The following is a 23,021-nucleotide window of genomic DNA, read 5'->3' on the forward strand; positions in this document are numbered from 1 at the left end:
AATTAATATATAAATGTTTATTATATATCAAGCCGGGAATGGTTAAATTACATATAGTGACAGGCATTATGCCTATTAAACTTTTTTATATTTTGTATATAAAATAAATTTTAAAGAATCACTTATCGTAAGCTTATTTTAAATATTTTGAAGAGGGACGATGATCGGGGAATAAAAACAGTACCGCACAATATAGATATACCCGTAAAGAGTTACTCGATTAGCTGAATAACTGGATACACGGGATCGGGACATACGGTTTAATATTAAAGATTTTAGTGATCCGGCCGACACATGTTGACAGGAGTAAAATTTTATAATATCACTACCAACAACGATAGGATTATCTCATAATAAATAACAGTCCCGCCAAAAACTAACAGGTATCATTTATGAGTTCGGTGAAAGTCATATCAAAGAACATACGGTCACTTTTTTTCGCCCAAATAGTAACTATGACTGCCGGGATCATAATGACCATGTTCATAGCGAGAACTCTTGGTGACGCTAATTACGGTAAACTTGCTTTTTCCCAGACGTTTATCAGCCTGTTGATAATATTTGCTGACCTGGGCCTGAATACATTCGCTACAAGGGAGATATCGAGGTATAAAGAACTTACTGACACGTATTTTAAAAATATAATGATAATAAAAATAATATTATCGATATTTACGATCATATTAATAGCGTCACTGATCAATTTATTGAATTACCCTGCCGACACCGTCACAATAGTATATCTGATCGGCATCTCTATCCTGCTAAATAATTTCTCGCTATTCTTCAGGTCCATATTCAGGGCGTATGATAAAATGGAATATGAAGCCTTCCTGAATATCACGACCAGTGTCTTTAAGCTGGGACTGGTATTTATCGTATTGCACCAAGGGTATGGACTTATAGAGATCGGATATGCGTTCATAGCGGCAGAGATCCTCAATTTCGTTCTAAGTTTTATCATATCGATAAAAAAATTTACCAGGCCAAAGCTGGATATTGATGTAAGCATATGGAAGGACATACTGATCCAGGCGATCCCGTATGGCATCACAGTATTTATCGGGCTAATATACCTGAAGATCGATATAGTGATACTATCGATGATAAAGGGCTATGCCGTTGTCGGCTGGTATGAAGCATCCTGTACCATCATCTACGCTCTTGTATTTATCCCCACAATATTGAATTATGCCATATTCCCGGTAACGTCAAGGCTTTTCATCACGTCCAGGGATTCGATGAAGACAGTGACCGAGAGATTATTAAAATACTCTTTTATCATATCCGTACCCATACTTTTTACATTGATCATCTTATCAAGGGACATCATATTATTGATATTCGGAGAAAAGTTCGAGAGCTCGATCCTGATACTGCAGATCATGAGCCTGTATATATCGTTCAGGTTCGTGAACTACGTGCTGGGAAATACCTTATCGTCCATTAATAAGGAGCCTTCGAGGACATTTTGCGCGTTCATAGTAGCAACGGTCAATATCGCATTAAACGTCATGCTCATCCCGGCATTCAGCTATACGGGGGCGGCGGTAACTACAGTGGTCACGGAAGCCCTGTTATTTGTCCTGTATTACTATTACAACAATAGACTATTCTATAAGGTGCCGTTAAAAAGCCTGTTCTTTAAGCCAATTATAGCTTGCTTTTGTACCATGATGATCGTGATCGTTTTTAACTGGCTTAACCCGATCCTGCTGGCCGCGTTAAGCACTGCCTGCTTCATAACGGCATTAATTATGACAGGGGCGTTTGACGATTATGATAAAAAGTTAGCTAAGACATTATTTTTGGATAATGATCTTATCGGGAAGGTGTTTAAAAATGAACGTGCGGGCGATTAGGGACGGGAGCTGTACCGGTTGCGGCACATGCGCTGCATTTTGCCATAAAGGTGCTATCCGGCTAAACATAGACGAGGCCCGGGGAGTGTATTATCCGAACGTATCCGAAAACAGTTGTGATGAATGCGGCATCTGTTTAAAAGTCTGTCCGGGGAACGACGCCGATCTTTATTCCCTGAACGAACAGGTATCCGGAAAAAAGCAAATGGACGTATTTATTGGAAACTACCTGAATTGTTATACAGGGTATAGTAATGATGAAAAGACCAGGAGTGACTCTACATCCGGAGGATTGGTGACCGGGCTGCTGATATACGCCCTGGAGTCAGGTATCATTGACGGGGCGTTGGTGACAAGGATGTCCCGGACAGACCAGTTAATACCGGAACCTTTCATAGCGAGGACCAAAGAGGATATCATCGATGCTTCAGGGTCAAAATATTGTCCGGTGCCGTTGAACGCCTTGTTAAAAGAAGTCATCTCATCAAAGAAAGGAGAAAAGTTTGCCGTCGTCGGGCTTCCCTGCCATATTCACGGGATGAAAAAAGCGTCTTCGGTCTTTAAAGAATTAAATGATAAGATCGTATTGTACATCGGATTATTCTGTAACCATACTCCGAATTTTTTTGCTTTACCATCCATACTGGACAGGATGAACATTAAAAAGGATGATATCACAAAAATAAATTATCGTCATAACGGATGGCCCGGTTTCATAACGGTGACTGCGGCAGAAAAGGAGTATAAGATACCTTTTAGTGACGGCTGGAGTATAATGGGATCCTATTTATTTTATCCTAAAAGATGCTTGCTGTGCAGCGATGGCCTGGCAGAGCTTTCCGACATATCTTTCGGTGATGCTTGGCTACCGGAGTATATGAAGGATAAAGCAGGAACGTCGATAGCCATAAGCAGAAGCGATAAGGCGGATTATCTGATAAATAAGATGTCAGCTTCAGGAAGGATAACTATCGGTCGGATAGATGCCGAAAAAGTCGCCGTATCCCAAAAAATAATGCTTTATTTAAAAAAGAAAAACATAAACTCAAGGATAAGGCTATTAAAAAGTGATATGTCCTGCGATAATGTTTTGAGTCCGGGCCCGGTAGACTATGCTTTAGCATTATACCCCGTTATCTGCCATAAGCTTTCGAGAAGAAAATTCACTAAATACTTGCCGGTAAAAGCCATAAAAGCCATGGAATATGTCCATCTAAGGCTTTGTAATCTCAGAGCAAGATCGATCCTGCACCATAGGAACGATGATTAAAATGAAGATAAGTATCATAAATAATTATCCCGGGTTCAATAAAGGTAATGAGGCTCTGTTAAACTCTATCCTCACATCCTTGAATGATAAATTCCCCGACGCAGAGTTCAACGTGTATACATATGATCTCGAGTTGAATTATTCTATTAAAAAAGACTATATCAGAGGGATAAAAGTAAATTTCCATAGAGAACTGGGTAAAATAGGTATTAATAAAAAACTTATCAGGACATTTCTCATCACCGTGTCCCTCTTATTATATAGATTCCCGGGAAATATAAAGATCTTTAACGGAAACGGTATCAAGGAATTCGCGGATTCCGACCTCGTGATCAGCACCGGGGGAGATGTCCTGACAGAGGATTATGGGCCGCGGTCGCTCTATAGCTGTTATCTAAACATACTTTATGGAAAATTATTAAAAAAGCCCGTGGTCTTATATGCAGAATCGATAGGGCCGTTCCATAATGCTATCAATAGACGGATGTCAAAGATAGTTTTGAATAAGGCAGACCTGATCACGCTCAGGGAAGAGCTTTCGGAAAAAAACCTGAAGGAGATCGGTGTCAATGACCCGATAATAAAGGTCACGGCAGATTCCGCGTTTTTACTGGAACCGGCGGACGAGAATAGGATAAAAGAGATACTGAATATTGAAGGGCCCGGCATACATCCCGGACCGATGATAGGATTTTCGGTCAGCAGTATCATATCGGATTATGGATTTGAGGGTATAGAAAATAAGAGCGAAAAATATGAAATGTACGTGAGAACGATCTCTGAGGCCGTAGATCATATCACAGGGAAATATGATGCCACGGTCATCTTCGTTCCCCATGTAATACATCCAAGGCATGATGACAGAAAAGTCGCTAACGATATTAAAAAACATATAAAGGACATTTCCGGATGTGTGCTGATCGAAGGCGACTATAAGGCGGAGGAGTTGAAGGGGATCATCGGGAAATGCGATCTTTTTATCGGCTCGCGGATGCACTCGACGATCGCCTCTACATCTATGGGAGTCCCGACGATAGCACTGGCATATTCACAAAAGATGCATGGCATTATCGGAAAAATGCTTGGCCAAAAAAAATATGTCATAGATATAAAAGAATTAGACAAAGATAAGCTGATATCGAAGATAGATGAGGCATGGAGCGATAGGGAGAGCATCAAAAAGGACCTGTCGGCCAGAATGGAAGATGTCAAAAACCTGTCAAAACAAAATGCGGAGCTTGTTTACGGCGTTATGGCGAGGCTTAAAAAAGGAATATGACCATGTGATCCGGGTATTCATCGCATCCGGCATTGACCGATCAGTGATTCAAATATGTCGTTTTGCTTTTTTGCGATAACTTTCCAGTCATAATTTTTTACGACAGATTCCCTGCCGCTTTCCTTTAATTTTATATTAGAGCGCTCATCGTCCAGCAACTGTATTATCATGTCGGGGAATAGTTCCAGTCCTGCTATCAAAATGTCCTTCCCGTTTTCTATTTCCAGTCCGCGTGCGCCGGTCCCGGTAGATATTGTCGGTAGCCCGGCCGAAAGATACTCCAGCACTTTCAGGTTTGTCCCGCCTCCTGTGACCATAGGGTTTATCGCCATATCAGCAGCCTTAAAGTAGACAGATATATCATCCACTAAACCTGTGAAAGTCACATTATCCGTGTCGTTAAACCGCTCGCCGGCCCTGCCGACAACTAAAAAGGCGATATCGTCCCTTTTTATTTTTCCGGATATCTTTAAAATTTCCCCTATGGCATCATAGTTGGGGCCGTATGCCGAGCCCGTGAATAATATTACCTTTTTATCCGTCAGGCCAAGCCTTTCTTTCGCATCTGCCTTTTCCGAAGATGTTGCCGGATAGAATTTGATCGTATCGACACCGTTCGGGATCACATGTATTTTATTTCCATCGATGCCATACGCGCTCATGATCGAATCCTTATCATCCCGTGATACGACAAATATCGCATCGGCATTCTCTACCGCGAATTTTTCTTTCCGGTAAATGTTCTTTAAGATCTTTTTGGAAATAAACGAGCCGTCATTTAAAATATCCGAAAAAAGGTTATACTCCACGTTCTGTTCGACCAGGACAAGAGGCACGTTTTCAGGACATCTTGAATAGATATGATCAAATTGCCATGGATGCTCGACCTGGATCAGGTCACATTCTTTTATCCACTTATCCAGGCATCCGTCGCCAAAAAGATTCAATATATCTCCGGCAAATACCGGCGGTGCCGATATTTTTCCTGAGATATAAGAAATAATGACAGATAGAATATTTACATATCGATATTCCATGTAATTTTTATTTATAGGGATATTTCGTGACCTTAATCCGGACCTGAGTTCAAATTTGCGTATTCCCTGGGCGAAAAGATAGACTTCATTATATTTTGACATCTCTGTGCCTAAGCTAAAAACCCTGAGAGCTCCGCCGCTCTTGGGCGGATATACGCCATATGGCACTACATGGAGGATCTTGATGGACATCACCTTTTCATCATCTTAAGATATTATCTTTTTATAAATATCCAGGGACATTCCGGAAATCTTTTCCCATGACAGCTCATTTTTCATTTTTTCATAAGCGTTCTCACCCATCTCCTTTCTGAGACCATCGTCAGTTAATAATCGTATCATTGCACCGGACAGGCATTTTATGTCCTTTGGAGGCACGATGAGCCCGGTAATGCCATCGTCGACTATCTCCGGCAGCGAGCCCACTCCGGTCACAATTACCGGTTTTTTAAACGCATAGGCAACAGGCACTACTCCGCTCTGCGTCGCGCTGATGTACGGCAGAACGACGATATCGGATGCGGAAAATAGCTGATTGACTTCGTCATCCGGAATATATTTATTAATGATAAAAAACCGGCCGTCATCCCTGATCAGCCTCTCGTAAGGCTTCATATTACCTCTCCCGGCGATAACGAAGAGAGCGTCAGGAACAGCTTGGGCCGCCTGTTTTGCGGCATTTATAAAATGGTCCAGCCCTTTGTAAGGCTCTATCCTGCCGAAGAACAAAGCTATCTTTTTCGATGCGAACCGGTCGCCCGGGATAGAGCCGGAGCCCTGACCATGTTCCGTGAAGAAAGAAAAGCTTCCCATGGGTATGACCTCGATCTTGTTTTCCGGCATCCCTTTACGGACACAAATATCCTTTAGAGAGTTACCATGCACGATGACCTTATCCGCCCTGGAAGCGGTGATGTCGTCGGCAAGGGATAGCAAAGGCTTTAAGATCCTTTTTATCAGACGTTCCTCATGAAGCTCCGGATCGTGCAGAGTGTATACCTGTTTTATGCCACGGTCACAGAATGCGCAAATATATAAATTCATGGGATGGGGCGAGATCATGTGGATGACATCAGGCTTGATAGCATTGATCGTTTTTATTAGCCGGTATATGGCCGGGAGATCAAACGATGATAAGAACGTCCGGAAGATCCCTGATGCTACAGGTATTCTTAATATATTGACAGGCCCCCTGAAATTACCCGCATCGGCATCGTCAGGGATGACCGCGAAGACCTCTCCTGTTAATGATATGCTGGAAGCGTAATGAGACATGTAATGTAGCATCCCTCCCCGCCCTACGAACGATATCAGCATTATTTTCAATGATATCACCCCATTTTTCACATAACTATGATCTATGGACCGGAAATACCGGGCTTTTTCAATTAAAGCTCTCCATGATCCTTTTATATTCTCCGCCTATTCGTTCCCAGTCATATTTGCGGGCGGTTTCCAGCGCGTTCTTTGAAAGCAGGGATGCGAGCCCGTTATCTTTCAATATTGCCACAGCTTTATCCGATATGGAGGCCGGGTCCTTTTCAGGCACCATGAACCCGTTCCACCCGTCGGTGACCGCATCTTTCATGCCCCCCACGTCCGTGGCTATGACCGGCAGGCCGGAAGCCATGCCTTCAAGTAATGTCACCGGCAGGCCTTCCACATCACCCGAGCCCGTAACGATCGAAGGTATCACGAGGATATCGGCCATTTGTAAGTAGTCGGATTTATCCTTCTTGCTTATATAGCCTTTAAAGAATGTCTTATCCTGTATGCCCATTTTTTTAGCGGCCTTTTCGAGATCTTCCCTCATAGGCCCGTCACCGCAAACGATAAGCGCAGTATCCGGACATCGGGATAGTATACCGGGCATAGCATCGATAAGATAGGGCAGGCCTTTTTTATCGACCAGCCGCCCTATAAAGAGTATGACGTTTTTATACGATATCCCGTGCCTGATTTTCAACTCCTCCTTGTTATCCACGGCCAAGAATTCGCCGGGATATATTCCCATTGGAAGCACACTTACATCCTGAGGAGGATAATTTCGCATATCTCCGGCGAGATCGAGCAGCCTTTTCTTAATATGCTCGCTTACGACAGTGACACCGTCGGAGTTCTTAAGTATATATCCGGCTATCGCCTTCTTGAACGGCATTTTTTCAAGAGCGAACAGTCCGGCCCCGTGTAGCGTCATTAAGTGCCGGGTCTTAAAAAAATGACTGCACAAAGAGCCTGTCAGCCCTCCGGGGATTATCCAGTGAGAGTGTACTATGTCAATATTTTCCTTTTTTATTATCCTTCCAGCGCAATAAAGGCCTGATAAAAACAATACCGGGACCTGGACCTTCGCGAGCCAGCTCTGTTTAATATTAGGCAGGACACCTCCGCCGTATACGAGCCTCTGGTATTTCACCGGAATAAAATACCTGTACCGGTAAACTTTAATTCCCTCCATGACCTCGTATTTTTTCGCCCCCGGATGGTGCGGGGCCAGAACAACGATTTCCATGTCGTTCTTTTGAAGCCATTTTGACAGGTCATATACGAACTCGGGCCTTACGTCGCCATTCCATCGCGGGAAAGTTGTCGTAAGCACCAGCACTTTTTTCGGCATCATACCCTCATAATATATAGTTCATTCATCATATTCCAGTTTCTTTATCCGGTAAAGGATCTCGTCCTGCACCTTCTTATGCGATTTCAGCATATCGGCCAGTATGCCCATGACAACGCTCTGGAAGCCGATTATCAATAATAATACTGTCAGTACAGCGGTGGGTAATTTTCCAGTGATAATACCCGTATTGAAGAAATATACCAGTACGTTGGCACCTGTGATCAAGCCTGCCAGGAGAAAGCATCCTCCTATGAATAAAAAGGTCTTAAGAGGCTGATAATCCCTGTATGTGCGTAAGATAGTAGCTCCGGCGCGCTTCGCATACCCGTATATATTCCCTATGAGCCGGGATCTTCCTCCGACCCGCTTCCTGAAGTTGATAGGCACTTCGACTATGACGGCACCCTGGCTGGCTATCTGCATCAGGGTTTCCTGTACATAAGTATACTCTGACAGCACATTAAGCTTTAAAGCCATATCCCTGGTAAATGCCCTGAAACCGGTCTGGGCGTCCGATATATAACAACCCGAAAGCTCCCGTGTTATAAGCGTAGCTATATAGTTGCCCGCCTTTTTATCCAGGGGCATATCCTCTATCGTGCCCTTTGTACGCGACCCGAGCACTACGTCCGCATTGCGATCCAGGATCGGCTTTATCAGTTTCGGGATCTCCATACCATCGTACTGCCCGTCGGCGTCAGTATTCACGATGATATCCGCGCCCATTGACAGCGCTGTTTCGAGGCCTGCCCGGAATGCCGGCGCAAGTCCCCTGTTCCTCTTGAACTTTACGATCTTATCTGCCCCGGCTTTCAATGCTTCCCCATAGGTATTATCAGTGGAGCCGTCATCGATAACGACGACCTCGACCTTCTCACATGCGTCCCTGGGTATCTCCCTGATGACCGCCCCGATAGTCTGCTCCTCGTTATATGCCGGGATCATGACGACTAATTTCATTTATTCACCTGATATTGCATTTTTATGGATTAGGTTTAGTTAACGGCTAAAAGAATTTTTTGTTACAGGAATCGAATTCGAATTTTAATAGTTCGTCAAGTAATATATCTAATATTCAAAAAACTTATTCATCCATTTTAAACATAAAACAGGATTTTTAAATATTACCAGTCTACTTGCCATATCCTGATGTTTCCCGTAATTTCGCTTCAATTCGCTTACAATAATGTAATTATAATTAATTATTTAATTATTAGTAAATTAGTTTGAATAATCTCAACTTTATTACAAAAAATATATTTATTGTCCTCTTAATTGTAGTATTAATACAACCTTTATGTACGGACATTCGATACAGACGACAAGGTTACCAAATAAACATTGACAATAATTAAAGTTTGCAGCTGGAGCAGGCGATCATGAAAATCATAGTACCCGTCATCTTAGAAATATCGGAAAATAATTTTTTCGGAAAAGGAACATTTCAGCGTGGTTTGAAAAATATAATGACACACATATTTTTCACGGGTACAGTAGACCCTTTTCCAGCCCTGTTTTTAGCTATTCGGAGCCTAACCGATGTTTACGTATGCGGAATACGTGCATATCGATCGTCAGGGACCCGCGTTTAAGGATCGAGAGGTAGGACTATGGACCAGAGCGCTATCAACAAGATCATAATGGATGCAGAAGCGGAAGACCCTGCCAAGAAACTGGAAAAACTGGAAAAAGAGATGCAAATCCTGAAAGGGTCCATCAAGAAACTTATACTGGACATAAGGGAACAGATGAATAACGCAGATAACCCGTTCCTGAACATCCAGCAATTTCAGGCACCTGCTGCCACACCCAGGATCGATGGCGAAAAATTCCTTGAGGACACCGTTAATGACGATGAAGAGAAGCCGGTAAAAAAATCCGGCGAGATGAACAAAGAGCCATCGACATATGGCTTTGAAGAAGACAGAATGGAGATCGATGAGGAGAGAAAGATGCTCGAAGATATGAGATTTAGACTTCGAGAGGGCGCAGGCCATATATCTTACAAGGGCAGCAAAAAGCTCGATCCGTTCACGATGACAAAGCTCATGGAATGGACAAGGACAATGCTGCGCAAGAACGGCCAGGAAAGGTTCAACGAAATGATAGATATGTATGTCCTTGCCGGCTACATTGACGATGATATGAAAAACATCATACAAAAAGTATCAAAGCTCATGGAGACTGAGCCGCAAAAGGTACCGAAGAAACTTGACATAAAGGAATATGTCAGGGACCTTTATACCCTATATGTCATCCTCAACCCGAAGGATACGGAATTTGATTCAAGGATGCTGTCAGTATTATTGAACTCAGAAAATAAGCAGTGATAAAAAAGTGATAAAAAACAAGGAGAAGGGGAATGGCACAGGAAGTCATGAGCAGCGCATTACTAATGATCGCGACCATAATAGCTACGGTAGCGCTCATCAACGCAGTCTACCCTTCGATATATGGAATGACCGGCTCAATAACGGTCATGTCTAACACTGTGAACGACAGGATGAAATGCGACGTCAAATTCGTATATGAGACAAGCAGCGCCCAAAATTCACTGACGGTCTGGATGAAAAATACGGGCAAGACGCAGGTTTTTGCAGAGAGCCTTGAGCATTCGGACGTGTTTTACGGAAAGATCGGGGATGTGATGACAAGGGCGGGATATGACGCTGCCGATGCCCCCAAATGGACCTATGTCATAGAAAACGATAACGGTAACAGCATATGGGACCCTTCGGAAACGATCAAGATCTCGCTATCGTCTCCTGATGATTACTTCACATCGGGGGACCACAGGGTCAGGGTGGTCCTGTATAACGGCATATATGTCGAGGACGCCTTTACGCTATGAGGTATTGAGATGGGTTTCGGTACTGTAGTGGCTACTGGAATATCCATAATATTGCTCCTGTTGACCGCATATGTGCTTCTGGTCGGTTTTTCAGGCGCCATAGATGCCATGACATACTCGATCAAAGAAGTCCAGAATATGAAGAACGATCAGCTAAAGACAGAAGTGGAGCTGACAAACATTGTGACCTCCGGGCACAATATCACTTTCGAGCTAAAAAATTCCGGCAATATAAGGATCACAAATTTTACCATGATGGATATGATCCTTACGTTCAATAGAACTCTGGAGGACGATACGAAAACAACTTACTGGCTGCCATACAGGTCAGTACCGGCAGTAGAGGAGAATGCCTGGACAGAGACAAGCATTTACCCGGACATGATAAACCCGGGGATGCTGGATCCCGGTGAGACACTGTACGGCAGAGCATATATCAATGATGAGCTATGGCCCGGATCGCTGGGCTGGATGAGCATAACGACCCAAAACGGCGTATCAGGGTCGAGTTACTTTAACGTTACTATGTGAATTGTGCAAGGGAGGGCTAAAATATGACAGATGGAGAGTTTGAATTCAACATTGAGGATGACAAGAAGAACATACTGTCCACGGGTAACCCTGAGATCGATAAAAAGCTTGCAGACGGCCTTCCACTGAGCTCGCTGAACCTTATTGAGGGAGCGAACGATACGGGCAAAAGCGTGATGACGCAGCAGATCATGTGGGGCGGGCTTAACCAGGGATTTAACATGGCGATATATACGACGGAAAATACCATCAAGAGCTTTTTGAACCAGATGGAAAGCCTCAGCCTTGACATATCCGATCATTTCGGATGGGGATATCTCAAGATATACCCGATACACGTCGACGGTGTCGAATGGAACGCCGACCTGACACGTAACTTTTTACAGCGCCTCATAAATCATATCAAGACAATAGATGAAGAGGTCATCGTCATAGACTCTTTTACCGTGTTCACGATGAGCTCTTCGCAGGATGACATCTTCAACTTTTTCGCAGAGTGCAAGAGCCAGTGCGATAGCGGCAAGACCATCCTGATAACCCTTCACCAGTATGCCTTTGACGAAGATACCCTTATCCGTATCAGGTCCATCGCGGACGGCCATATAAAGCTCAGGCTGGAACAGGTGGGCGACAGGTACGTGAGCATGATGGAAGTGGCCAAGATAAGAGGGGCGAAAAAGATGACAGGCAACGTAGTGAGCTTCGAAGTGCATCCGGGTTACGGCCTGAAGATCATCCCGTATTCGTCCGCACAGGTATAGAAGTAATAAAAAATGGAGTGTGAATAAAATGGCGCTAGAGGTAAATCTTCCGTTCAGTGTTAACACAGTAAAGGAAGACCACGACCATTCCGATCTTAACCAATGCGGCATGTACCGAATATTACCATCTGACGCTAAAGCGGAGGTCGAGAAAAATCCGTTCCTGCTGGATTATTTTCACATGATACCCATCGATACGGTGGGTATTCCCAAATTATATAACAAGCTCGACAGAAAGCTCGGAGATATGAAATCGCCTAACATCATCTACCCGGTAAGCGATGATATCTACATACACATTTATCCGGACGTTAACGATGTCAGAAATTTCTACATACCGGTGGAGCCCCATTTCATCAACGATATTAAAAACAAAATACCCATGGTAGAAGAAAAACTGATCGACATGGTGGCAAAGTATAATCCGAGGACAGCGGAGGAAAGGCAGGCGATATTAAAGGAGTGTTTACATAAGATATGCATCATAGATAAAAAATATAAGAGCAAGGACCCTGTCAACAGCCTGAAAGAGAAAAAAAGCCTGTTCAACCTGTTTTCAAATAATAAAAGTAACGACCAGTCGAAGCTGTTCCTGTCGCCGGGGGAATACCAGGCGCTTGAGTATATGGTGCTGCGGGATAAGGTCGGCATGGGATTGCTGGAGCCGGTCATCAAGGATACGAACATCGAAGATATAACCTGTGACGGGTATGGGCCGATTTTCCTTGAGCACAAGGTCTTCAAAGGCTTAAAGACCACCATAGAGTTCTCAAAGGACGACCTGAACAAGTTCGTGCTTCAGCTTTCGGAAAAGATAGGCAAGCCGATCACTTATGCAAATCCTATCATAGACGCGACCCTCCCGGACGGGAGCCGTATCAACATAGTATTCGGCGAGGATGTGTCTAAAAGGGGCAGTAACTTCACCATCCGTAAATTCGCCGCCAAGCCCCTCAGCATACTTGATATCATATCGTCAAACACCATGGACTTTACAATGGCAGCTTACCTGTGGGTGATGATACAGGAAGGCATGAGCCTGTTCGTCAGCGGTGAGACGGCCAGCGGTAAGACCACGACGCTAAACGGGATAATGGCATTCATATCGCCTAACTCGAAGATCGTCTCTATCGAGGATACCGCTGAGGTACAGGTGCCGCACAAAAACTGGACCAGGGAGATAACCAGAGGAGCGGCCAAAGGAGAGAACGCGTCTGAGGTAGGTATGTTCGATCTCCTGAAAGCCGCGTTAAGACAAAGGCCAAACTACATTATCGTGGGTGAGATCAGAGGTGTGGAAGGAGCTATCGCTTTCCAGGCGATCCAGACAGGCCACCCGGTCATGTCCACATTCCACGCCGCCTCAGTAGAAAAGCTTATACAGCGTTTGACCGGAGACCCGATCAATGTCCCTAAGACTTATGTGGATAACCTTAACCTGGTCGTTATCCAGAGCGCGGTAAGAAGGCCTGACGGCAGGATAGTCAGGAGGGTGCTGTCCATTAACGAGATCGTCGGATATAACCCGCAGACAAAAGGCTTTAACTTTATCGAGGCGTTCTCCTGGGACCCTGTGACAGACACTTTTGTGTTCAGGGGATATGGATCGAGCTATCTTCTTGAGCAGAAGATCGCAAGAAAACTGGGAGTGCCGCAGAACAAGACGAAGATAATGTACGACGAGATAGAGAAGAGGGCGAAGATACTCAAAAAGATCTCGGACTCCAATATGAAGGATTATAACGAGTTCTTCCAGATGATCACGAAGATCGAGAAGAAAGGACTTACAAAGATGGAGATATGATCATGGCAGAAACGGTGTCAGGCACGGCTCAGGATAATATTGCAGGTAAACCATCCTCAAGCCTGACAGGCTCCTTAAAGCAATTAGCCTTACCGTTCACCACATATATACAGAGCTACGTGGAGAGCAGCCGTATCGACGTAGACCTGCTATACATGATCACATACATGAACTCTATCGCGACAGCCGATATCGCCAGGGATGAGATATTCAGGAGAGTATCGGAGCGAGAAGAGTTCGTATGCTCAAAATACATTCACCAGGTCTATCTGCTGGCGAAGAACTGGAACTATGAGTACAGCGTCGCCTGTGCTATCGTGTCAAAAAGAATGGCCAATAAAAGGCTAAAGGACTTGCTTGCAAGGCTGGCGAACGCGATGTCCTCAGGCGAGCCGGAAAAAAGATTCCTGGAAAACGAATGGGTCACGATGATGACGGTCTACAAGAACGAGTACGAGAGAAGCCTGGAGTCCCTGAAAAAGTGGACGGACGCCTACACAGCTCTGCTCGTGTCAATGGCGTTCATATCTGTGACCGTCTTACTCTCGGTCATCCTGTATAACCTGGGCGATCCTGAAACGACGCTTTACGGGACGGTTTTCCTGACCGCGATGGTAGGAGGCATCGGCGTATTCATATTAAGGTCTGAGGCGCCTAAAGAGAATAAGACGCATACCCTTGCATATTGTTCGGTTGAACAGCAACAGATAAAAGACATGAGTAAAGTCCTGATACCTGCGGCCATAGCGTTCACCATATTTTTCTTATTGATCGGCATCAATGTCGGGTTCATAATGATAGTCATCGGCCTGCTTATCGCGCCAATAGGGTTCGTAGGGATGATGGACGACAAGAACATCGATAAGCGCGACAGGGACTTTTCACAGTTCACGAAAATGCTCGGCTCCGCAGTGGGCGGAATGGGCGTAACGGTAAAGGAAGCCATTACCAAGGTCGACAAAAAGTCTATAGGTATGCTGGAGCCTCTTGTAAACATATTATACGTCCAGCTTATAATGGGCCTTGAGCCAAGGCTTTGCTGGATGAAGTTCGTGGGCAGTTCCGGGAGCGACCTGATAAACAAATTCACATATATATTCCTGGACGCTCTTGACCTTGGCGGAGATGCTACGAAAATAGGCAAGCTTGTGAACTCCACGAATCTCGAGATAGTTCTTTTAAGATTGAAAAGAGGGATGGTCGCGTCAAGTTTCACCACGCTCGTCGTGCCCCTCCACATAAGTATGTCGGCCCTCATCGTTTTCATAGTCGAGATCCTTGTGATCTTCTCGACGATGATAGAAAAGCTTTATAGCAGCATGGGGGACTGGGGCTCAGGAGCAGGATCGAGCGGTGGCGTATCTGCCGCTTCGTTAGGATTTAACCTGTTCCAGAACGTCCCCGTCGATTTTCTACAGCAGTATTCGATCATGCTGGTGATCGTCTTAACGATAGCCAACACGATGGCCGCTAAGGCCGTCGTAGGCGGAAACAATTACAAGTATTGCTATTACGGTTCGATCATGCTGGTGACGTCGGGACTGTGCCTCATAATCGTACCGCTTGTAGTTCAGGGAATATTTAGCTTCCCGACATTGACAGAGGGAGTATGATGTTGACGGTTGAAGAAATGTTCGTATTCGGGGTCCTCGGGGCCATATCGATATTGATCATCCTCATAGTGGTATATGTCAGGCAGTCTTTTAAGAGTGATACGACCCTGATGGACGGATTTCTAAAATCTCTGCAAAAGAATGCCGATGAGAGCGAGGAAGAGGATATTACTGCAGAGTCATCAGTCGATTCGCAGTTCCTGGGCAATGATTTTAGGAATGACCTTGACCATGGGGGCGTCTCTTTAGACCTGGAGGTCGAGGAGATCGGCATAATCGAGGATGACACTACCGGCACCGTAAGACCGGCGCCAAATAAGATGTCATTATCAAATAGAATTAAAAAACTCTTACCAAAAAAACAGGAGGCAAAAAGACCGGAGCCGTCGAAGTCCGGATCCCCGGGGCCGTTTGCAGGGATCATGGCCGTATCCGGCAGCATATTTAAACCAAAGTCGAAAAGTGGCCCGGTAAAACAAAAAATGGAAGACATCGACAATGAGCTTGATGCGCTTATAACCGACATCAGGAAAGAGGAGCCCTCTGAGATCGAGAAGATGAAAAGGAAAAACAGTGTCCTGTACAAGGGCATATTTAACAGGATGGCGGCCCGGATCGAAGGCTTATTCAACATAGTCAACAAGAATGACATGAAGTCTGTGGACGATGAGCTTAATAATGTGCTTCATGAGTCGCAGTATATCCTGAAGGATAACGCAGGCGCTGAACAGGGGATTGAACTTGCCACCAAGGGAGAGAGCATAACAGATCTTGATAAGGCAATAAGATCTTCGGAGCAAAGGTTACCGAACATTGAAACCCAGGAGAGTAAATTCGAACTGCCGCTCGGCGGAGGTCTTCTGGACGCTATGGATGCCTCGCCGATGCCGGAAATGGAGACCCCGGAGGTCACTCAGGACATGAGCTTTGAAAAGGTAGACGACATACTTTCAGAGCTTGAGGAGAGTACGAAGGTCGAAAAAGATGTCGCCCTGGACATCATGAGGGACCTGAAGGGTAAGGCCATAACGTGCGAGGATCTTGAAAGCGAGCTTACGGACATTCTGGAACATTTCAAGAGCAGGAGTGGGACGACGAAAAAATCGAAAGCCTGATCTATCGTATTGACTTCTTTTTTTATTGTGGAGCGAAAGAAGATATTGAGAGACGGATCCCGATCGCTCCGCAAGCCATTCATATCTCTGAAAAATAACTTATACGCAGCGTTAAAGAATGCTTGTGACCGTAATGATGCACATGGATATGATACATCTCATCTCAAAGGCTCAAAGTGCTACTAGAAGCGTACAAAGCTCTTTTAAAAATAAACGTTCAGTTCTTTGAGTTATCCTTTGAGCCTTTGAGACGAAAATGCAACACATCAATGCACTGCCGGAACAATGTCATTGAAACCCTATCGGACAATAAACGTATAAACCGTCGAATTTACGGGGCACATCACTAAGCCTGACAAAAGATTGAAATAGTCTAAGTATATTGATAAGCTATATTCAAACACAAAGTTTAATGTATCCATACATACATTAATGCATCAGAACATGCCGGGCAAATAGTCACTGTATCAAAGCAGGCATGCTGTAATAATTAGAATAAACACAAAAAAGGTGATGCTCATGCGAAAGACGTTACATTTTAAGTTGAAAGATTATAAGAACAACCCGGAACACACCATTAAGGCCATCGTGCACTCGGCGAACATGGGAAGGCTTGAAGAAGGCACTCTGGAGAAGACCAAGCAGACCGAGTCTGGTAGCAGCGTAGAGGTCTGGCACGCTGTCGTAGGCACCTCATCATGCGAGATAGCCGTTAACAAGCAGAAATCAGAAATGACCTTAACGACCATATAAACGTCCTGACGATAAGCTCAGGACTATATATCTATTTTATTAATTTTCCAGAAGGGCCGTTTTTCCGGACCACATACATTAATCGCTTTGAAAGATCATTAGTAATTAAGCAGTTTTTTGTAAATTAACCCAAAATTTTAGTTATTTTTGCATATCTTACAATTAATGAAAATGTTTTTGGGAATAGCGTTAAAACAATTAAAATGGCGTTAATACTAGCCGTTATTTAACTAAATCGACTAATGCAAAGTTATTTATGTATAAATGTCTATTATAGTATGTATTAAAAAATATATATGTTAAAAAAGTGAAGTGTTCCGGAACAAATGAATTGGACCGGCTAAAGCTTCAAGGATGTGAATAGATATGAATACCGTGAGCTTCAATGCGAAGCAGATACTCGGTATTTTTGTAGGGATATTCGTGGTGATCGCGGGTATCGTCGTGAACATGCAAAAATTTGGAAATGATATTTCTATCGGGAATATTGCGGTGATCTTCGCAACGGGGATATTAGTCGTCATATCGATGATTGTCGTAGGACAGGACTGAATATCCTGTATTTTATTTTTATTCCGAAACATAACGGGCTATATTGTTTATCAGGATACTGCATGGTGTTTATTTTCTCCTTCGGAGGGCAAAGCATTAATACATTAGTGCTTAAAAGAAGAATACAATGTCCATCAAGTATAGATATATCCTGTTATTCGTCATGGGCTTGTTCGCCATACTACTGGTATTATCGTTCAGTACGTTCCAGCTTACAACATATCAGTCCTTAAGGGATATTTCTAGCAATATTGCCGAGATCCCGTCCCAGAAAGCCTACCTGGACGGCCAGTATAAGGATATGAGGACATTCTTCTCCGAAAATAAGGGGGAGTTCTATACTTATTATTTTGAAAGCCTGCCTGTATCCATCAGCAAATCGCAGGTCACAGGCCTTACCGAGCAAGAGACCATCGACCTTGTCCTTGACTCGTTCACAGCAAAGCTGTATCATGTGAAGTATGGCGGCATAACTGCAAAGATAAGCGAATATGCCGGTTCGGGCTCGAACGGCCTGTATCTGGTAATCACAATAATATTATTTATTGCATTCGTGTCCAGCACAATATTCACGCTGCATCCGGGCTGGAAAAAGAACTCAACAGAATTGCTGAGAAGCACAGGTAAGACTCTGGCAGTGATGTGCCTTGTATCCATGATAGTGTTCGTGCTGGCCCCGGGCATAGTAAAGACGATGATATGGCAGTACATACCGAGCACAGGTAATGCCAGGGACATCCTTGAGATAGTCGAATCCAGGGTTACAGCAACGCTATTCTTTAATAACCTTATAATGGTAATACTTGGAGCCCTTATTTATGCCTCGGGAGCTTATCTGGAAAAGCGTAAAGAAAAAACCCCCGTCGGCACAGTGGAGACTTCCAGGCCTGCAGAGAGCAAGTTGAGAAGAAGCCTTTGAAATATTATCATATCATAAAAAATGATATAGCATATGGATATGAAGTATTTTCGATGCCGTACATGAGCATGGTCCATTTTCATCTCAATGGCTCAGGGACATCTCAACGACTCAACGCTTTTTACGGTAAAAAATTTTATAAAAAAACCAGACGGTGCTTTTCGAGACACATCAACCGTGGCGCAGGGCTTCTTCCATCCGGTCATTTATAAGAGCGACTATGTGTGCGGAACGGCCTAACGGCTCCAGGTAGAACACTTCTTTTCCGTCGACATGGCAATTTTTGCCGTTAATGCCTAATGCCTCCGGGATCGTGACCCGGGTATGGTGGCCGTGTGCGATGAAAACAGGCATGACGAAGATGCGATCGGCATCTATTCGCTGCAGGGCGCCTTCGACCTTCGGTCCCTGCTCAAGATAGCAAACGGCTACTTCCGTAAATTCTCCCGAGCCGTTGAACGCTTCCGCGTAGTAAGGCATGACATCGTCAGAATGCTTGCTTCGGCTTCCATGCCCTACGAGTAAAAGCGCGGTCCTCATGCATCATTCATCCCGATCGTTCTCCAGGGCTTCCTTTACAAGCTTTATGGCACACAGGTCCCCGCACATTGAGCAGGCTTCGCTCGTCGTCATACGCGTTTCCCGGATATGGCGTGCTTTTTTACCATCGATGGCGAGCCCGTACTGTTTTTCCCAGTCGAGTTTGCTCCTTGCCACGGACATTTCCAGGTCCATCGCTCTTGCCCGGTCTTTTTGTGACTCCTTGACAGTATCGGCGACATGGGCTGCTATCTTTGTGATTATAGTCCCTTCCCGTATGTCGTCGGCAGTCGGCAGGGCAAGGTGCTCCGACGGCGTCACCATGCACAGGAAATCAGCGCCGTACATACCTGCGATAGAACCGCCGATAGCACCCACTATATGATCGTAGCCCGGCGCGATGTCGGTCACAAGCGGTCCCAGCAGATACAACGGGGCGCCCTTTGTTAATTTTTTCATGGCTTCTACGCTCATTCCTATCTCGTCGATAGGCACATGCCCGGGTCCTTCCACTATCGACTGAACGTCCTTTTCCCTGCACTGTGATACAAGCTCTCCGAGCGTGATTATTTCCATGAACTCCGCCCGGTCCGTGGCGTCGGCCATGCATCCCGGCCTCATCCCGTCTCCAAGGCTTATTGTAAGGTCGTATTCCTGCGCGATCTCAAGCAGGTAGTCAAACTCTTCATAGAACGGGTTCTCTGCATCATTATACAGCATCCATGCCATTGTGAAAGAGCCACCCCTGCTGACGATATTCAGAAGCCGCTGGTCTTTCTTTAGCCTTGATATAGAGTTCCTGTTGATACCCGCATGTATCGTGACAAAGTCAACTCCCTCACGGGCATGCTCTCTGACGGAATTGAACATGTCATCGGAAGTCATGTCGACGACTTTCTTATGTTTCCTTGCAGCGTGGTACACAGGTACGGTGCCGACAGGCACGCTCATTTCCTCTGTCAGACCTCTGCGCACAGCATCGATATTTTTACCTGTGGAAAGGTCCATTACCGCATCTGCACCATACTCGACTGCTACCCTGGCTTTATGCAGCTCTCCTTCAGGGTTATCGTAATCCTTTGATGTGCCCACGTTCGCATTTATCTTTGTGGACATGCAGCTTCCCACAGCCCTTACAGGGAAATCCCTTCCGAGGTTCTTCGGCATGGAGACCTGACCGGAAATAATAAGCCTTCTCAGCTTTTCCGGGTCAATGCCCTCGTTTTTAGCGGCCTTTATAATATCATCTGTAAGTCCTTTTTTTGCATCCCGTATCAACATGATGGCCTTTCTCCGCAATAAGCACAACTTTATAATATAAAACGTTATACACCATGTGAGGCATTGTTAAAATGCGGATCACAAACGTTAACGGAGTCTTTTATGATTCCAACGCATATTTAATTGACGCAAAACGTAAAATCCTTGTGGACGCGGGGATCGACGGAAAGAGGGTGCTGAAAAGCCTTCCGCAAGACCTCCAGCTTATTGTGCTGACACATTGCCACTATGACCATATTTCCGCGGTGCCTGACATCGTGGCGGCTACCGGGGCTAAGGTGGCGATGCATAAGGACGATATTCCGTTAATAAGGAGTAAAAAGCTGAGCGCATCCGCGATGTTTGGCGTTGGATCTCCGGAACTGAAGATAGACATCCCCCTTAATAATGATGATACCATAGACCTTGGAGACTGCTCATTAAAGGTCATCCATACGCCCGGACACAGTCCAGGAAGCATTTGCCTGTATGATGAGAGCACTAAGGAGCTATTCACAGGGGATACCGTTTTTGAGGGCGGAAGCTTCGGAAGGACTGATATCGGCGGAAATCCGGAACATCTGATAAATTCCCTGGAGAACCTGACAAAGCTGGATGTATCCGCTTTCTACCCGGGACACGGTAACATTGTCACAGAAAATGCGAACGGCTGGATAAAAGCGTCGTATGTAAATGCTAAACGTATGATCTTTTAAAAAAAGACGTTTTTAGAAGGGTATAAGCCTTTCATGGATCTTTTATCAAGGCTTACCCCTCGTTTTGCATTTTTGTTTTTGCGTTTTTCATTTTTCAGGTGGTTTTTACTTCTTTCTGCTGATGTAGAATATAGCTCCCAGCAGGGCGATCACGGCGATTATCGCGACGAATCCCGGAGACTGGGTCTGTGCCGGAGTGGACGGTGCATCTGTCGGGCTAACGACGGGGTCCGTCTCATTACCCGCGCTTGCGGTTCCGTCACCCGCAGCGGATTGTTTGTCCAGCGTCACGTCGAAGCCGGTAACATCCCCATTGACCTCTACGGCCAGCGTCTTTGAGGCATATCCGTCCGCGCTCACAAGCATATCATATTTTCCGAATGCCATGTCCGCGAACATATACGCGCCCTTATCATCCGTCTTCTGGGTCAGGTAGTCGAGCACTACTGCAGCACCGGCTATGGGGGAGCCGTCAGTGTCCTTGACCATACCAGATACGCGGTATGTCGCGGGTGCTCCTGCCACTTCCGTGATAGTCTCTATAAGCTGTCCATTTTCATCGTACACTACGGATGTATCTGAGGGCGGGTAGATGTACGTGTAATCAAACGTATAGAAGGTCCTCAGGGAGCCCGTATTGTAATCATTGTTCGATGGCACAGGCGTTGCCGTTGGGTCCGGAGTAGGTGTTGCGGTTGGGTCCGGGGTCGGTGTTGCCGTCGGGTCCGGGGTCGGTGTCGGGGTGGCGCTCGGGTCCGGCGTCGGCGTTACGGTCGGGTCCGGCGTCGGCGTTACGGTCGGGTCCGGCGTCGGTGTCGGTGTCGGTGTCGGGTCCGGCGTGTAGCTATAATCTACCGATAATACGTGAGCACCGGTGACCTGATTGCGGTTGTTAATGACAAGCACTGGACCTATGGCTTTAAATCCGTTTGAGGAATAGGTCTGGCTCCATGATGTGGATCCTCTCTGTATCTTGTAGTTGATATTATTGCCGTCTGTCGACTCGATTGTGACAGTATAGGTGCCTATTACCGCTCCGCTTCTATCCGAGTCCTGAACGTGTATACCGGAGCCAGGGCCTTCGTTTATCGTAACACCGAAGGATGATAGATACCCGCACGTACGGAAATCATTGGTATTGGCAGAATTGCTTGATGTCACACCGACGTATATATCCGAAAGGTTACTGTCAAGTCTGAACGTTATTACTGTCCTGAACCTTGAAGCCCCTTCGGGGTTAACTACATACCATGCATATACTGGATTTATTGCCTGGCCTGATGCGATCCCGTCGTCCAGGATTATAGGTCCCTGACTGGACCAGCCGGCCAGCGTGTTTGTAGGGATGGATGCCGCATTAGCGACAAATACCGTTGCGAGCACCATCATCACGATCATTGCAAGAGATATTATTGCTCTCTTCATCTTTTTCCTCCTTTTGTTCAATTAATTAATAGGTAACGGGTTTTATCCCTAGCAACTGTCTATATTTGGTCAAGTTATCAAGCGTTATTAATGAAAAAAACGAAATTACTTGC

At 45.2% G+C, this 23,021-nt stretch carries 21 protein-coding genes; 14 read left to right on the forward strand and 7 right to left on the reverse strand.

The genetic code is table 11. The annotated features are described in order from the left end of the window. Positions 1-392 precede the first annotated feature (392 nt). The 3 genes from CUJ83_RS13710 to CUJ83_RS13720 are packed head-to-tail and all read left to right on the forward strand — an operon-like array spanning position 393 to position 4,411. Entirely contained in the window at positions 393-1,862 is a 1,470-nt protein-coding gene (locus tag CUJ83_RS13710) for a flippase (protein WP_255668600.1), read from the forward strand. Further along, the gene (locus CUJ83_RS13715; RefSeq protein ID WP_230742898.1) at positions 1,843-3,132 is read left to right on the forward strand and encodes a Coenzyme F420 hydrogenase/dehydrogenase, beta subunit C-terminal domain; all 1,290 of its coding nucleotides are present in this window, start codon (positions 1,843-1,845) and stop codon (positions 3,130-3,132) included. Before CUJ83_RS13710 ends, CUJ83_RS13715 begins: the two co-directional genes overlap by 20 nt. A 1-nt stretch (position 3,133) precedes the next feature. Continuing rightward, complete coding sequence (locus tag CUJ83_RS13720; protein ID WP_230742899.1) at positions 3,134-4,411, forward strand: polysaccharide pyruvyl transferase family protein; 1,278 nt, start codon at positions 3,134-3,136, stop codon at positions 4,409-4,411. 17 nt (positions 4,412-4,428) lie between these two features. On the opposite strand, the gene CUJ83_RS13725 is transcribed toward CUJ83_RS13720, so the two are convergent. The 4 genes from CUJ83_RS13725 to CUJ83_RS13740 all read right to left on the reverse strand — a co-directional run bounded on the left by CUJ83_RS13725 (position 4,429) and on the right by CUJ83_RS13740 (position 9,028). After that, positions 4,429-5,640: a glycosyltransferase family 4 protein gene (locus tag CUJ83_RS13725; protein WP_230742900.1), complete on the reverse strand. Its 1,212-nt coding sequence runs from the start codon at positions 5,638-5,640 to the stop codon at positions 4,429-4,431. A gap of 15 nt (positions 5,641-5,655) precedes the next feature. After that, positions 5,656-6,765: a glycosyltransferase family 4 protein gene (locus tag CUJ83_RS13730; protein WP_230743015.1), complete on the reverse strand. Its 1,110-nt coding sequence runs from the start codon at positions 6,763-6,765 to the stop codon at positions 5,656-5,658. Between the two features lie 67 nt (positions 6,766-6,832). Next, a complete protein-coding gene (locus CUJ83_RS13735) occupies positions 6,833-8,068 on the reverse strand; it encodes a glycosyltransferase family 4 protein (RefSeq protein WP_230742901.1) in 1,236 nt (411 codons plus the stop codon). Positions 8,069-8,086: 18 nt separating this feature from the next. Next, a complete protein-coding gene (locus CUJ83_RS13740; RefSeq protein WP_230742902.1) occupies positions 8,087-9,028 on the reverse strand; it encodes a glycosyltransferase family 2 protein in 942 nt (313 codons plus the stop codon). A gap of 650 nt (positions 9,029-9,678) precedes the next feature. Between CUJ83_RS13740 and CUJ83_RS13745 the strand changes: the two genes are divergently transcribed. From CUJ83_RS13745 to CUJ83_RS13790, 10 genes are all read left to right on the forward strand, one after another. Beyond that, entirely contained in the window at positions 9,679-10,398 is a 720-nt protein-coding gene (locus CUJ83_RS13745) for a FlaD/FlaE family flagellar protein (RefSeq protein ID WP_230742903.1), read from the forward strand. Between the two features lie 32 nt (positions 10,399-10,430). After that, positions 10,431-10,919, forward strand: coding sequence for an archaellin family protein (locus tag CUJ83_RS13750; RefSeq protein WP_230742904.1), 489 nt, complete (start codon positions 10,431-10,433; stop codon positions 10,917-10,919). 9 nt (positions 10,920-10,928) lie between these two features. Further along, positions 10,929-11,450, forward strand: coding sequence for a hypothetical protein (locus CUJ83_RS13755; protein ID WP_230742905.1), 522 nt, complete (start codon positions 10,929-10,931; stop codon positions 11,448-11,450). Between the two features lie 23 nt (positions 11,451-11,473). Further along, on the forward strand, positions 11,474-12,211 hold the full coding sequence (gene arlH / locus CUJ83_RS13760; RefSeq protein WP_230742906.1) for an archaellum protein ArlH: 738 nt from the start codon (positions 11,474-11,476) through the stop codon (positions 12,209-12,211). Positions 12,212-12,239: 28 nt separating this feature from the next. Continuing rightward, positions 12,240-14,015 (forward strand): archaellum flagellar ATPase motor FlaI, encoded by a 1,776-nt coding sequence (flaI, locus tag CUJ83_RS13765; RefSeq protein WP_230742907.1) that lies wholly within the window; start codon positions 12,240-12,242, stop codon positions 14,013-14,015. A gap of 2 nt (positions 14,016-14,017) precedes the next feature. Next, the gene (gene arlJ / locus CUJ83_RS13770; RefSeq protein WP_230742908.1) at positions 14,018-15,628 is read left to right on the forward strand and encodes an archaellar assembly protein ArlJ/FlaJ; all 1,611 of its coding nucleotides are present in this window, start codon (positions 14,018-14,020) and stop codon (positions 15,626-15,628) included. Continuing rightward, positions 15,625-16,743, forward strand: coding sequence for a hypothetical protein (locus CUJ83_RS13775; RefSeq protein WP_230742909.1), 1,119 nt, complete (start codon positions 15,625-15,627; stop codon positions 16,741-16,743). Before arlJ ends, CUJ83_RS13775 begins: the two co-directional genes overlap by 4 nt. A 519-nt stretch (positions 16,744-17,262) precedes the next feature. Next, a complete protein-coding gene (locus tag CUJ83_RS13780; RefSeq protein ID WP_230742910.1) occupies positions 17,263-17,496 on the forward strand; it encodes a hypothetical protein in 234 nt (77 codons plus the stop codon). 366 nt (positions 17,497-17,862) lie between these two features. Next, complete coding sequence (locus tag CUJ83_RS13785; RefSeq protein ID WP_230742911.1) at positions 17,863-18,048, forward strand: hypothetical protein; 186 nt, start codon at positions 17,863-17,865, stop codon at positions 18,046-18,048. Between the two features lie 127 nt (positions 18,049-18,175). Then, a complete protein-coding gene (locus CUJ83_RS13790; RefSeq protein ID WP_230742912.1) occupies positions 18,176-18,967 on the forward strand; it encodes a hypothetical protein in 792 nt (263 codons plus the stop codon). 171 nt (positions 18,968-19,138) lie between these two features. On the opposite strand, the gene CUJ83_RS13795 is transcribed toward CUJ83_RS13790, so the two are convergent. Continuing rightward, complete coding sequence (locus tag CUJ83_RS13795) at positions 19,139-19,507, reverse strand: CbiX/SirB N-terminal domain-containing protein (RefSeq protein ID WP_230742913.1); 369 nt, start codon at positions 19,505-19,507, stop codon at positions 19,139-19,141. Between the two features lie 3 nt (positions 19,508-19,510). Further along, entirely contained in the window at positions 19,511-20,788 is a 1,278-nt protein-coding gene (gene thiC / locus CUJ83_RS13800) for a phosphomethylpyrimidine synthase ThiC (protein WP_230742914.1), read from the reverse strand. A gap of 71 nt (positions 20,789-20,859) precedes the next feature. On the opposite strand from thiC, the gene CUJ83_RS13805 reads away from it, so the two are divergent. Continuing rightward, the gene (locus CUJ83_RS13805) at positions 20,860-21,483 is read left to right on the forward strand and encodes an MBL fold metallo-hydrolase (protein ID WP_230742915.1); all 624 of its coding nucleotides are present in this window, start codon (positions 20,860-20,862) and stop codon (positions 21,481-21,483) included. Between the two features lie 105 nt (positions 21,484-21,588). On the opposite strand, the gene CUJ83_RS13810 is transcribed toward CUJ83_RS13805, so the two are convergent. Then, positions 21,589-22,908 (reverse strand): carboxypeptidase-like regulatory domain-containing protein, encoded by a 1,320-nt coding sequence (locus CUJ83_RS13810; RefSeq protein ID WP_230742916.1) that lies wholly within the window; start codon positions 22,906-22,908, stop codon positions 21,589-21,591. Positions 22,909-23,021 lie beyond the last annotated feature (113 nt).

The sequence above is a fragment of the Methanooceanicella nereidis genome, from assembly GCF_021023085.1.
Lineage (GTDB): Archaea > Halobacteriota > Methanocellia > Methanocellales > Methanocellaceae > Methanooceanicella > Methanooceanicella nereidis.

What these genes read in the sequence shown, in the direction of transcription:
- CUJ83_RS13755 (WP_230742905.1), top strand. Translation starts at nt 10,929, where the DNA reads ATGGGTTTCGGTACTGTAGTGGCTACTGGAATATCCATAATATTGCTC.
- thiC (WP_230742914.1), bottom strand. Translation starts at nt 20,788, where the DNA reads ATGTTGATACGGGATGCAAAAAAAGGACTTACAGATGATATTATAAAG.
- CUJ83_RS13745 (WP_230742903.1), top strand. Translation starts at nt 9,679, where the DNA reads ATGGACCAGAGCGCTATCAACAAGATCATAATGGATGCAGAAGCGGAA.
- CUJ83_RS13780 (WP_230742910.1), top strand. Translation starts at nt 17,263, where the DNA reads ATGCGAAAGACGTTACATTTTAAGTTGAAAGATTATAAGAACAACCCG.
- CUJ83_RS13810 (WP_230742916.1), bottom strand. Translation starts at nt 22,908, where the DNA reads ATGAAGAGAGCAATAATATCTCTTGCAATGATCGTGATGATGGTGCTC.
- CUJ83_RS13785 (WP_230742911.1), top strand. Translation starts at nt 17,863, where the DNA reads ATGAATACCGTGAGCTTCAATGCGAAGCAGATACTCGGTATTTTTGTA.
- CUJ83_RS13790 (WP_230742912.1), top strand. Translation starts at nt 18,176, where the DNA reads ATGTCCATCAAGTATAGATATATCCTGTTATTCGTCATGGGCTTGTTC.
- CUJ83_RS13805 (WP_230742915.1), top strand. Translation starts at nt 20,860, where the DNA reads ATGCGGATCACAAACGTTAACGGAGTCTTTTATGATTCCAACGCATAT.
- CUJ83_RS13720 (WP_230742899.1), top strand. Translation starts at nt 3,134, where the DNA reads ATGAAGATAAGTATCATAAATAATTATCCCGGGTTCAATAAAGGTAAT.
- flaI (WP_230742907.1), top strand. Translation starts at nt 12,240, where the DNA reads ATGGCGCTAGAGGTAAATCTTCCGTTCAGTGTTAACACAGTAAAGGAA.
- CUJ83_RS13750 (WP_230742904.1), top strand. Translation starts at nt 10,431, where the DNA reads ATGGCACAGGAAGTCATGAGCAGCGCATTACTAATGATCGCGACCATA.
- CUJ83_RS13740 (WP_230742902.1), bottom strand. Translation starts at nt 9,028, where the DNA reads ATGAAATTAGTCGTCATGATCCCGGCATATAACGAGGAGCAGACTATC.
- CUJ83_RS13735 (WP_230742901.1), bottom strand. Translation starts at nt 8,068, where the DNA reads ATGATGCCGAAAAAAGTGCTGGTGCTTACGACAACTTTCCCGCGATGG.
- CUJ83_RS13715 (WP_230742898.1), top strand. Translation starts at nt 1,843, where the DNA reads ATGAACGTGCGGGCGATTAGGGACGGGAGCTGTACCGGTTGCGGCACA.
- arlH (WP_230742906.1), top strand. Translation starts at nt 11,474, where the DNA reads ATGACAGATGGAGAGTTTGAATTCAACATTGAGGATGACAAGAAGAAC.
- arlJ (WP_230742908.1), top strand. Translation starts at nt 14,018, where the DNA reads ATGGCAGAAACGGTGTCAGGCACGGCTCAGGATAATATTGCAGGTAAA.
- CUJ83_RS13730 (WP_230743015.1), bottom strand. Translation starts at nt 6,765, where the DNA reads ATGCTGATATCGTTCGTAGGGCGGGGAGGGATGCTACATTACATGTCT.
- CUJ83_RS13725 (WP_230742900.1), bottom strand. Translation starts at nt 5,640, where the DNA reads ATGTCCATCAAGATCCTCCATGTAGTGCCATATGGCGTATATCCGCCC.
- CUJ83_RS13775 (WP_230742909.1), top strand. Translation starts at nt 15,625, where the DNA reads ATGATGTTGACGGTTGAAGAAATGTTCGTATTCGGGGTCCTCGGGGCC.
- CUJ83_RS13710 (WP_255668600.1), top strand. Translation starts at nt 393, where the DNA reads ATGAGTTCGGTGAAAGTCATATCAAAGAACATACGGTCACTTTTTTTC.
- CUJ83_RS13795 (WP_230742913.1), bottom strand. Translation starts at nt 19,507, where the DNA reads ATGAGGACCGCGCTTTTACTCGTAGGGCATGGAAGCCGAAGCAAGCAT.